Origin of the sequence: Solibacillus sp. FSL W7-1436, from assembly GCF_038007305.1 — a bacterium.
Taxonomy (GTDB): domain Bacteria; phylum Bacillota; class Bacilli; order Bacillales_A; family Planococcaceae; genus Solibacillus.
Window position 1 is genome coordinate 3,824,107 of record NZ_JBBOWV010000001.1, and the last position, 12,268, is coordinate 3,836,374.

9 protein-coding genes are annotated in these 12,268 nt (G+C 40.6%); all 9 read right to left on the reverse strand.

Going from position 1 to position 12,268, the window contains the following annotated elements; all coding sequences use genetic code 11:
- Nucleotides 1–65: 65 nt before the first annotated feature.
- Entirely contained in the window at nt 66–974 is a 909-nt protein-coding gene (gene miaA, locus MKX73_RS19020) for a tRNA (adenosine(37)-N6)-dimethylallyltransferase MiaA (RefSeq protein ID WP_340718807.1), read from the reverse strand.
- Nucleotides 967–1,884, reverse strand: a complete 918-nt coding sequence (locus tag MKX73_RS19025; protein ID WP_340718808.1) for an alpha/beta hydrolase — start codon at nt 1,882–1,884, stop codon at nt 967–969. Before MKX73_RS19025 ends, miaA begins: the two co-directional genes overlap by 8 nt.
- Nucleotides 1,885–1,907: 23 nt before the next feature.
- A complete protein-coding gene (mutL, locus tag MKX73_RS19030) occupies nt 1,908–3,821 on the reverse strand; it encodes a DNA mismatch repair endonuclease MutL (RefSeq protein WP_340718809.1) in 1,914 nt (637 codons plus the stop codon).
- A 17-nt stretch (nt 3,822–3,838) separates the two neighbouring features.
- A complete protein-coding gene (gene mutS, locus MKX73_RS19035) occupies nt 3,839–6,451 on the reverse strand; it encodes a DNA mismatch repair protein MutS (RefSeq protein WP_340718810.1) in 2,613 nt (870 codons plus the stop codon).
- Nucleotides 6,452–6,633: 182 nt separating this feature from the next.
- Nucleotides 6,634–7,221 (reverse strand): outer spore coat protein CotE, encoded by a 588-nt coding sequence (cotE, locus tag MKX73_RS19040; protein WP_340718811.1) that lies wholly within the window; start codon nt 7,219–7,221, stop codon nt 6,634–6,636.
- Nucleotides 7,222–7,444: 223 nt separating this feature from the next.
- Nucleotides 7,445–9,634, reverse strand: coding sequence for a bifunctional diguanylate cyclase/phosphodiesterase (locus MKX73_RS19045; RefSeq protein ID WP_340718812.1), 2,190 nt, complete (start codon nt 9,632–9,634; stop codon nt 7,445–7,447).
- 154 nt (nt 9,635–9,788) lie between these two features.
- Nucleotides 9,789–10,226, reverse strand: coding sequence for a RicAFT regulatory complex protein RicA family protein (locus tag MKX73_RS19050; protein WP_339172056.1), 438 nt, complete (start codon nt 10,224–10,226; stop codon nt 9,789–9,791).
- Nucleotides 10,223–11,758, reverse strand: a complete 1,536-nt coding sequence (gene miaB, locus MKX73_RS19055; RefSeq protein WP_340718813.1) for a tRNA (N6-isopentenyl adenosine(37)-C2)-methylthiotransferase MiaB — start codon at nt 11,756–11,758, stop codon at nt 10,223–10,225. Before miaB ends, MKX73_RS19050 begins: the two co-directional genes overlap by 4 nt.
- Nucleotides 11,759–11,834: 76 nt before the next feature.
- Nucleotides 11,835–12,179, reverse strand: coding sequence for a hypothetical protein (locus MKX73_RS19060; RefSeq protein WP_340718814.1), 345 nt, complete (start codon nt 12,177–12,179; stop codon nt 11,835–11,837).
- Nucleotides 12,180–12,268 lie beyond the last annotated feature (89 nt).

The window sequence follows — 12,268 nt, forward strand, 5'->3', positions numbered from 1 at the left end:
CCCTTACCATAAAATACATGCAATAGTTACCTATTCGTTATTCGGACAAAATTTCCCTTTAATTTTTAATGCTTTTCAAATAAACTTTTTATTTTACTCCAATCATTTCCGATCCATGCAATATCCATTTTATTACGGAAATAGGTAAGCTGGCGTTTCGCGTAGCGTCTGGAGTTTTGTTTAATCTGCTCCACTGCTTCATCAAGTGACACAAGTCCATCAAAATGAGCATACAATTCTTTATAGCCGATTGCTTTTATCGCCTGGACATCACGTATCCCTGCATCATACAATGCCTGTACTTCTTCAACAAGACCTGCTTTCATCATCAAATCCACACGCAAGTTAATTCTTTCATATAACTTTTCACGGTCCATATCCAACCCGATGATTAAATGGTTATATAACGGAATGTCCCCTCGATTGAATTGTTCTTCTGCTCGAGAAACCCCTGAAAGTTCCGCCATTTCCAATGCTCGAATAACACGTCTTGTATTATTCGGATGGATGGTTGCAGCAGTTTCCGGATCGATTTGCACAAGTTTTGCATGCATCGCTTCCGGGCCTAATACTTCAAGTTCTTTATAATAGTTTTCGCGTGCTGCTTCATCGACTTCCTGTTTCGCAAATTGAAAATCATACAGGACAGATTGTACATATAGCCCCGTTCCTCCAACTATAATCGGCATTTTACCTCGAGCTTGGATCTCTTCAATTTTCCCGCGAACAAGCTGCTGATATTCCGCAACCGAAAATCCTTCCGTCGGTTCCTTAATATCGAGCAAGTGATGTGGAACACCTTCCATTTCGGCTTCGGTAATTTTGGCCGTTCCAATATCCATATGACGATAGATCTGCATGGAATCTCCGTTTATTATTTCGCCGTCAATCTCTTTTGCCAAGCGGATACTTAGCGCTGTTTTTCCGGATGCAGTAGGACCGATAATGGCCACGACATCGATTTTATTATTCATCTTTTAACCACCGTACAATTATTTCTCTTACTTGTTCTTTCTTTTTTTCATTCAGAATTTCATGGCGCATTCCTTCAAATATATGCACCTTCACATGCTCCACACCGGCACGTGCAAGCAGTTTCCCTACCCGAAGCGCTCCTTCAGCTTCAGGTCCGGCGATCGGATCATATGTCCCGTTTGCAACGAGTATTTTTAGATCAGAGCGTATGCGCGCATTGGCCTGTTCATCTTCCATCTTAAGCATGCCACCCGTTAGATCAACGAAAAATTGATTTGTCGGAATCAATCCGCAAAATGGATCATCGATATATTTCTGTACTTCTTCTTCATCGGTAGTAAGCCAGTCAAAATTTGTTTTCGCATCCTTAATTTTTCGGTTAAAACTGCTAAAACTAAGATCATTCATGAAATCGCTCTGAATTTGTGCCCCCTGCAGGTTTACCAGCTGCTTCGCGATAATATGCCCTGCCTTATGAAGCAATGTCGGTGATCCCGTCCCCGATAAAATCAGCCGTTCAATTTTATCGCTATGCTGTTGAATAAAACGGCGCGCTATAAACGACCCCATACTGTGACCGAATAAAATAGGCCGTTCCGTTGTTTCTTTCTTTAAAAAAGAGAGCACTTCTACAACATCATCAACAACAAGTTCAAAACCCTCTTCAGGTCCGAAATAGCCGAACATGCCATTTTTTTGCGCTGTATAACCATGTCCGCGATGATCATGGGCTGTTACAAAATACCCTTCATCACATAGCTTTTCCGCGAAATTTTCATAACGCCCGCTATGTTCCGACATCCCGTGCAAAATATGAACATGTCCAATTCGCTTTTTACTTGGTGAATAAGTACGGACGAAAATATCGTGACCGTCTGACATTGTGACAAAAAATGACCGTTGCTCCATAAAACCATCCCCTCGTTTATGAATTACATTACACGTTTAAACATTTTTTCCACTTCATATGACGTAAAATGGATTAATACAGGTCGTCCATGTGGACATGTGAACGGATTGTCGGCATTTCGTAAATCATGGATCAGTCTTTCCATCTGCTCTTTATTCAAATAATGATTCGCTTTAATCGACTTTTTACAGCTCATCATAATGGCCGCGTCTTCTCGTAATTTTTTTATATCGGTTTTCCTTGCACTTAACACTTGCTCGATCAATTCCTCGATAATTTCCTGTTCCTCACCTTTCGGGAACCAAGTCGGGTATTCGCGGACAACAAATGAAGAAAGTCCGAATTCTTCCAGGAAAACACCTACTTCTTCAAGTGCCTCCTTCGACTCTTTTAATCGCAAAGCCTCATCTGCCGCATAATGGAATGTCAATGGCATAAGGAGTGTCTGCCGTTCGTTCGCATTCACTTCCCCGACTTTATCACGGAAATACTCATACTTGATCCGCTCCTGTGCTGCATGCTGGTCAATTAAATAAAATCCGTCTTCCATTTGGGCCACAATATACGTCCCGTGAATCTGACCGACAATTTCAACTTGCGGGAAATGCCTTTTTGATTCGGCTTCTACCTGTATTGTTTCTTGCGGATAGGTTTGATAGGTTTCCTCTTCAACAGTTGGTAGATCATCGAAATCGGACCGATTAGGCTGTTCACTGCTTTCCTGAACGGTTGAAACTGGATGCATTTCCGGTTGTTGCTTAGTCGAAGTCGGTACTGGCGCATATGGTTCTTTTACAACAGAGGCTTCACTTGATAATCGATCAACAATTGTCGACAACTTTTCTTCATTGAATGTCGGCTGTGTTGAAGGTGCAGCTACCGGGTTCCAAATATTCATCTGTTCAGTCGGCGTCCGGATCGGCTTCTCCTTTTTTTCAGCGAGTGGAATGCGAATAACATCACGGATTGCAGTACGGATCGTATCTTCAATAAGCTTCAGCAGTTCCGGTTCTTTACTTAAGCGGACCTGATGCTTCGCAGGATGCACATTGACATCAGTTAATTGCGGATCTCCCTCAACATACAAAAGTACAATCGGAAAACGCTCTATCGGTAAATACGTATGATAGGCATCTGTAATTGCCTTCTGAATCACAAAATGTTTGACCCAGCGTCCATTGACGAAAAGGGACATATAGTTTTTCGAAGCACGCGTCACTTCTGGCAAACTTGCAAAACCATGAATTTTATAATCCTGATTTTGACCTTCAAACGGCAGCATTTTCTTCGCATTTTGTGCACCGTAAATGGCTGCCAATACTTGCTGAACTTGGCCGCGCCCGTTCGTTTGCAATAATGTTTGCCCATTATGCACAAGTTTAACCGCAATCGTAGGATAGCCAAGTGCAATCCGGTTAACAAAATCGATTGTATGCCCAAGCTCGGTCTGAATCGTTTTTAAATATTTCAGTCGTGCCGGTGTATTAAAGAACAGCTGTGCAACAGTAATATCTGTTCCCCTACGCAGTGCGGTCGGCTGATGTTCCTTCAAATGACCGCCTTCCATATACAAATGGACACCGCCATTCCCGTCGGATGTGCGTAATGTTAATTTGGAAACCGAAGCAATCGATGCCAATGCTTCACCACGGAAACCAAGTGTGCGAATGCGGAACAGATCCTGTTCTTTTTCTATTTTTGATGTGGCATGGCGCGAAAAGGATTTAAGCGCGTCCTCCTCGTCCATACCACTTCCGTTATCAATGACTTGTATTGAATGAAGGCCAGCTTCTTCCAGGAAAATTTCGATTGACGTACTGCCCGCATCGATTGCATTTTCTACTAGCTCTTTTACAACAGATGAAGGACGTTCTACTACTTCACCGGCTGCAATTTTATTCGATAGCCACTCATCCATTATGTGAATTTTTCCCAAAGCCGTTCCCTCCTTTATTAATTTCCTAATAATTTTTGCTGCAGTTCATGCAATAATGTCATTGCCTGCATTGGTGTTGTACCCATCACATTCAGTTTTTTCAATGCATCGAGCACTTCTTGTTGTTCCGGTGCGATTGATGGCGCTTCCTCCATTGTAAACAATGAAAGCTGCAAATCGTCCTCCGCCACCTGTTCCGCTATTTGCGGAGTTTTGGGTGGTTGCTGTTCATAATTGAGAGCTTGCGGCTTTTCAGCATTCGTTGCTTCAAACTGCTCCAGTAATATACGGGCACGCTGTAAAATCGTTTCCGGCATTTCCGCAAGTTCCGCCACATGCACACCGTAGCTTTTATCTGCGGCACCCTTTTTCACTTTATGCAAAAATACCACTCGGCCGTCCTGCTCGGTGGCACTGACATGGACATTTTGCAGTCTTGCCAGCTCGTTTTCCAAATCCGTCAATTCGTGATAGTGAGTTGAAAATAATGTGTTCGCCCCGATTTCATCATGAATATATTCCATCATTGCTTGTGCCAGACTCATCCCGTCATATGTTGAAGTACCTCGTCCGATTTCATCAAATAACAGCAAACTGTTTTTGGTTGCATGTGTAATGGCATGCTGTGATTCAAGCATTTCCACCATAAATGTCGATTGGCCTGCCGCTAAATCATCGGCTGCACCGATTCGTGTGAAAATCTGGTCTGTAATCGGTAGTACCGCTTCATCGGCCGGTACATAGCACCCCATTTGTGCCAAAACGACAATTAGTGCAACTTGGCGCATATACGTACTTTTACCCGACATGTTCGGACCGGTAATCAGCATCATATTTTTATCATCCGTCAGCACACAATCATTCGGTACATAACTTTGTTTATTGAGCATTTTTTCTACGACCGGATGTCTTCCTTCAATAATTTTCAGTGCACGCCCTTCATGGAATACCGGCTTTGTAAAACGGTATTTGTCCGTTACCGCCGCAAAGCTCATCAGAACATCAAGCTCACTGATTTGGGCAGCCAATGCCTGGACACGAGGTATATACCCTTTTAGCTGTTCCCGCAATGCTACAAATAAATCATATTCCAAAGCAAGGCTCTGCTCTTCTGCATTCAAAATCAGTGCTTCTTTTTCTTTTAATTCTTCCGTAATAAAACGCTCGGCATTCGCCAAAGTTTGTTTTCGTTCAAAACGTGCCAGGTCTGTATTATTCAAATGGGACTTTGTAATTTCAATATAGTAGCCAAACACCCGGTTATAGCCGATCTTTAAATTTTTAATCCCTGTCAGTTCACGTTCTTTCTGCTCAAGCTGGGCAATCCAGTCTTTCCCGTTTCGGGAAGCATCACGGTATTCATCCAGCTGTGCATTGTAGCCATCGCGAATGACATCTCCCTCTTTGATCGAAATTGGCGGATGATCGGTAATTGCTTCTGCCAGCAATTGTTCAATATCGGTACATACGTCCAGCTTTTGACCAAGCGCCATGCATTTTTCCAAACCGCTGTTTACAAGCTTTTGCTGAATCATTGGTACTTGCCGTAATGATTCGCGCAGCTGTGCCAGATCGCGTCCACCAACAGAACCAAACGCTACACGCCCTGCCAGACGCTCTAAATCATAGACATTTTTCAGCAGTGCCGTTAATTCATCGCGTAAAAAGAAGTCTTCCAGCAACTCTGTTACAATCGTCTGCCGCGCTTCAATCGCATTTTTCTTTGCGAGCGGCTGATGCATCCACTGTTTCAGTTTTCGCCCTCCCATTGCTGTTACTGTTTCATCCAAAAGCCAAAGCAATGTACCTTTCGAATCCCCGCCGCGTATCGATTGGATCAACTCCAAATTACGTTTGGAATTCGTATCGATACGAAGGAAATTATCAGCTTCAGTATAGGCAAAAGGCTGAATATGCGATAAAGAGCGCATTTGAGTACGTTCCACATATTGCAGTAGTCTCTTTGCCACACCTTGCAGCCGAACCGGCAAATGTGCAATATACTGATCTGCCTTAACCGTATCCATTTCTTCCGTTTCAAGTGACAGAACGATACCGCCCGCTTCCGCATACTCGGCAAGCAGCAACTGCAGCTGTTCCGTCACAATAAGTTCTTTTATTGCATATGCTTGTACTTGCTGAATTAACTGCTTTGCACTTCCTTCAATAACCGAACAGTTTGCTTCGCCAGTCGATACGTCCAAATAGGCAAATACGATTTCATCATCTTCATTGCTTTCAGCCGCTGCAATAAAATGATTCGATTTCCCGTCAATTGCTTTTCCTTCTGTAATCGTACCCGGTGTAATTACTTGTACGACTTCACGTTTCACTACACCTTTTGCATGCTTTGGATCTTCCGTCTGTTCACATACCGCCACTTTAAAACCTTTTGCGACAAGTGTTTCGATATATCCCTGCGCAGAGTGATGCGGCACACCACACATCGGTATTGGATTATCTGTATTACCTGCGCGAGCTGTTAATGTAATTTCCAGCAGCTGCGACGCTTTAATCGCATCATCAAAAAACAGTTCATAGAAATCGCCTAAACGGTAAAATAAAAAAGCATCTTTGTAATCTTGTTTTACGAGCAAATATTGTTGCATCATCGGTGTATATGTAGTCATAGTTTATTTCCCTCACTTGCTAAAACTTGTACAAGTATTATACCATTTGACTTGCATTTTGCCTTGCAAACGCAAAGAAAAGGAATTGTCTGAAAGTAATCTTCAAACAATTCCCAACTGTTTATGATAGAGCTTTACAATATTTTTATGACTAATCATTTCCTGTTAAAAGATAGAGGCTCTTATGAAAATGATGAGGAATCATAATCTTTGCCAAAACCTTTGCCTCCGGAATCGGACGAAGATGAGGATGATGACGAAGATGAAGAACTGCTGGATGGCTGTTGTGAACTTTCTTCAAACGACCATTCATCTTCAAAATCGATCGGGTGTACATTAATGACAATTGTCGTTTCCCCAATGATTTCCACTAAAAATTCACGCTCAACCGTTACCTGGATTTTGTCGCCTTGTTTCGTAATGATTGCCTCAATACAATTCGGCGCTTGTAATACACGGACTTTCACATCATTTGACTCTACTTCTTCTCCATCACGGAATGACAGCTTGACACGATCCTTATAGGAAATAGTCTCTGTATGCACTGCCGTTTTTGAATGATTGTTATATGCATACCAAACATTCACATCGAACTTCCCTGTCACCTCAACAAATTTACCATTACGTTTCGCCTGGTATTGATGATTGATTACCCAACAACCTAATATGCTCGTTGGTGCATTCGGTGGACAGAGCGTTTCTACACATTCGGTACGCTTCTTTCCTTTCGCAATAACTGCTTTCGTCACAATTTGACGTAAACGCTTCACCGAACATCTCTCCTTTCTTCAACTGCTCGACTTATTGTATGCGGCAGGTGCCTAAAGGGTGAAATGAGTTTTTAGAAAAGAAAAAACTACTACAATCCTTTATTGTAGTAGCGCTTTTGCTATTGCTTCGCTCAAATGTTCCTCAGTGCATTTTTATTCCTATACGGGATATGGCCTACAAAGTGTTTTGAGGTTTAGCACGTAATTTATTTCACTGAGAGTTTCATTTGCTGAAAGAAATTTTTATTTTATTATCCAGCAATTCATTAATTTGTTGAATTGGCAGTGGTTTATAATAATAATAACCTTGTCCAATCTGACAGCCTAATCGCTTCAGCTCGAGATGCTGTGCTTCTGTTTCGATCCCTTCTGCTACCGACATCATGTTCAAGTTATCCGAAAGCTGAATAATGGTTTTGATGACCGCATTCATCCGAGGGTTCGCTAAATCATCGACAAAACTTTTATCGATTTTTATTTCTTTAAACGGCAGTTCCTGCAAATAACTGAGCGAGGAATAACCAACACCAAAATCGTCAATCGAAGTTTCAATCCCAAACCGCTGCAGCTCATCGATTATTTTTTTGGCCCTTAAGACGTCTTCCAGTTCGACACTTTCGGTTATTTCAAATTTGATAAATTTCGGATTGATATTATAGCTTTCAATAAGGGCAATGGAACTTTCCACAAATGCCGGATTATAAAAATGGCTCGGTAAAATATTGATCGATACTTGATACAATTTCATACCCGCATCTTGTCGTTGTTTTTGCCACTGGAGCACCTTTTTGAAAATTTCGAGATCCACTTTATAAATGTTGCCGGTATTTTCTGCAACCGGAATAAATAACATTGGCGAGACAAAACCTAATTCCGCCGAATTCCAGCGCGCCAACGCTTCAAAACTTTCGATTTCTCCTGTCACCATATTCACTTTCGGCTGGAGCATCGGGAAAAATTCGCTATTTTTTAGAGCGCGTGTAAAATGGGCCAGTATATTCATTTCCTGTTCGACCGACTCAATTAAACCCATATTAAAGTTTTTAATAACACTGCCCGTTACTTTAAGCGCGCTTGATAATGCATTATCCGCCTGGCGGACTGCTTCTATGTAGTTAATACCGGAACTAAAAGACGAAGTTCCTATTTTTAATGTTAAATACACTTCTTTTCCATCAATATAATATGGCTCGGATAAAACCTGTTCACCTTCAAATTGAGGAATATTCATTTCGTGTAATGACAGGCGTGTCGCTACAATAATCGCTGAATGTGTATATCTTGCAATGATTGAATCCCCGAATGTCGAGATATTCTGAATTCGATTCGCAAGCTGACGCAATACCTCATCCCCGCCTTGTCGGCCATATAAATCAATTATTTTCTGATATTCTCCCGGTTCTATAATATATAAATGCCCTCTTGACTGTTCAGCAGCCCAATCATTTAAAATGATTTTAAAGCGTTCATAATTATTTAATCCGGATGCAACATCCCGAAAAGCAAGACGGCGAATGGCACTTTTCTGATCAAAATATTTTAATGCGAGTGTAACAATTGGTGCAACTCGATTCATATATTTGATTTCAATCGTTTTTGGTTCCGCACGTTGTTCAAAATACATTGTAAATAAGCCGATCGTTTTCCCTTCTGTATTTAAAATCGGCTGACTCCACATTGAAACTAAATGATACTTTTCAATAATCGGCCGATATGCTTCATGATAGACCGATTGCTCCAAATCTTTTATAATGAGCGGTTTATTGATTTTACTTTTGTCTTCGATATCCATTAATAAAATATTCTCATCGAGCTTTTTCAGGTCTCTCCACATTTCACCGTAAATATTAATCATCCGGTCATTTTCATCAACAAGGACGATGGAACAGTGGCATTTCTTTCCGAAGGTTATTTCAACCGATCTGCAAATATTGCGTAATACATTTTCAAGCGGATGCCCTGTTTCCAGACTAAAGTAGACTTCACGTTCCAGCTCAATCAACGATTCGATATTCATGGAGTCTGTGACATCCTTCATTATGATTACACAATATTGGAGTATCCCCTGCTGATTGAACATCGGTAAATGACGGACTTCGTTCCAGAATGCATAACCATCTTTTCGGTAATGGAATGATGAAGTTTTAAAAGTAAGTCCATGTTTAATACTTTCCTGAATCGAATTCTCATTCAACATGTCGGTAAGAGGCCCCTGTAGTAATGAAAATGTTGACCCGATCACATCATCTTCATCATATCCGGTTGTTTGCAGAAAGAGCTGGTTTACAAAGTCAATTGTATAACCTTTATTCGGGTTGATAATTGCTATTGCCGCATCAATCTGCCGGGCCATCTGACATAACCAAACGTACATCCCTTCATCACTTACACTTAGATTGTCAAATTCGTTCATAGCCAAAGTCCTTCCTAAGTAGTCCTAACTAACTTAAATTATAACAAAACCAACTAGTAATATCGACACCATTATTTACACATCCTGTTAAGCATTTAAGAATATTAAACCTAAACAAAAAAGATATCCATGAAGGATATCTTTTTAAATCCATTTAAGAACATGAGCCCGGTGTACTATTACGTACTTTCGATCCTGTTTCGCCTTTTAGCAGATCGCCGCCTGTAGAAGCAATGACTTCATCTGTGACATTATTCGCAATGGCGTTGGATACTAATTGCAGCAGTTCATTTACTTCAGTCTGTGATTGTTTAAATTGTTGAACGACTGGTAATTCGTCGATTTCTGTTTCAATTCCTGTAATCTTACCTTCGATCATTTTAAGCGCTTTTTCTTTCCCTAAGTGCTGGAAATTAACGGCCTGCTTTTGCAGTGCTTTCAATGAAGCGATCTTTTCGCGTACGAATTGGTTTTCGTTAATTTGTTCTTCCGCTTTTTTGAAAAATTCCACTTCTTCTGTATTCGCAATCATGTGGGCAATTTCTTTTGCTTTTTCTACAATCTCATCTTTTGTATACAATTTTGTTGTCATCTTACGAACTCCCCCTCTTTTGTCACTTCTTCTACAAACTCACCCATTAAAGAGTATGATTTTGCTTCTAAAATTTTTACATTTACAAGCTTTCCAATATATTTTGGATCTGCTTTAAAGTTAACTAGACGGTTTTTGCGCGTATAGCCAGCTAACACATCATCGCGTCTTTTACTGCTGCCTTCAACTAAAACTTCTACTGTTTGACCTTCCAAGTCTTTGAGCGCTTTTGCAGAATACTCTCCGACAACCTCATTCAAACGGTGCAGACGGTCTTTCTTTTCTTCCTCTGTTACATTATCGACCATTTTAGCAGCCGGTGTTCCTTCACGGGGCGAATAAATATACGTGAACGCCATATCAAAGCCAACTTGACGGTACAAATCCAGCGTTTCCTGGAATTGCTCTTCTGTTTCATTCGGATAGCCAACAATGATATCCGTTGTCAATGTTACTCCCGGAATTGCCGCTTTAATCTTGTCTACTAATTGCAGGAAATGTTCACGTGTATATTTACGTGCCATAATCTTCAATATTTCGTTTGAACCCGACTGTACCGGTAAATGGATATGATCGACGAGATTTCCGCCTTTTGCCAATACTTCGATTAATTGATCATCGAAGTCGCGTGGGTGACTTGTCGTAAAGCGAATACGCGGAATATCGATTTTACGGAGTTCATCCATTAAATCACCTAGTCGGTATTCAATATCATCAAAGTCTTTTCCGTATGCATTTACATTTTGACCCAACAGCATAATTTCTTTATAGCCTTGTGCTGCCAATTCACGCACTTCCTGGATAATTTCTTCAGGACGGCGGGAACGTTCCTTGCCTCGTGTATATGGAACGATACAATATGTACAGAACTTGTCACAGCCGTACATAATATTCACCCAGGCTTTAATCGAACCAATACGTTTTTTCGGAAGGTTTTCGATGACATCGCCTTCTTTTGACCATACTTCGACAACCATTTCCTTAGACATATAAGCATCGTGTAAAATATTCGGTAATCGGTGGATATTATGTGTGCCGAACACCATATCGACATGCTGATACTGTTTTAATATTTTGTTCACGACAGATTCTTCTTGCGACATACATCCGCAGACACCGATCAGCATTTCCGGATTTTTACGTTTATATTTTAACAGGAAGCCCAGCTCACCGAATACTTTATTTTCCGCATTTTCACGGATTGCGCACGTGTTTAGTAAAACGACATCCGCTTCTTCTATCATTTCAGTCGGTGTATAGCCAAGCTGCATGAAAATACCAGCCATTACTTCAGTATCATGCTCGTTCATTTGACAGCCGTACGTTCGAATATAAAACTTACGATCCTGTCCCATTCCTAAAAACTTTTCTTCGATATCAAAATCTTTATGATATTTTACTTCTTCTTTACCGCGTTTTTTCGCGTCTTTTAGTGAAGGAGCCGTAAATACTTTCTCGAAATATTTACTATAGTCTTTTTCTTCTTTAGGTTGTTTAATCTGCTGACTAGCTAGTCGTTGTTCTTCATTCATCGACTACTTGCCCCCCTATCATTTATTACCTTTATTCATTTCATCATTATAGCGAACTGTTACTGGTTGTTACAAGCTAGTCGATAAATTGTTTGTAACTATTCAGGTCATTAGCGCGTAAAATTGTAAAAAATGTGACACTCAATTTGATGACTTGTGCCCAGTTCATTTCATATTTCATTTCGAATTGATGCTTCGGCAGGCGCAGAACATCTTGAAAAAGTTGTTTAGCTTCAATGTTTTGCTGTGCTAAATACGCTAAAAACGCCAAAAACAGCTTATGGTCCTCCAGTTGCAATGCTTTGTTTTCCAGCAGTGCATCTACCCGGCTTCCGGGAGAGTTGGCACGTTCAAACAATTTATTCAATTCACTTTCCAGTTTTTCATTTTTATATTGCAAAAAATTTAAAATATCGGTCATATTTTCTACCTCATTTTTAAAAAACATTTCAGTAAATCAGCATCTAAAAATAAAAGGCAGAAAGATTGCTCTATCTGCCTTTTACAAAA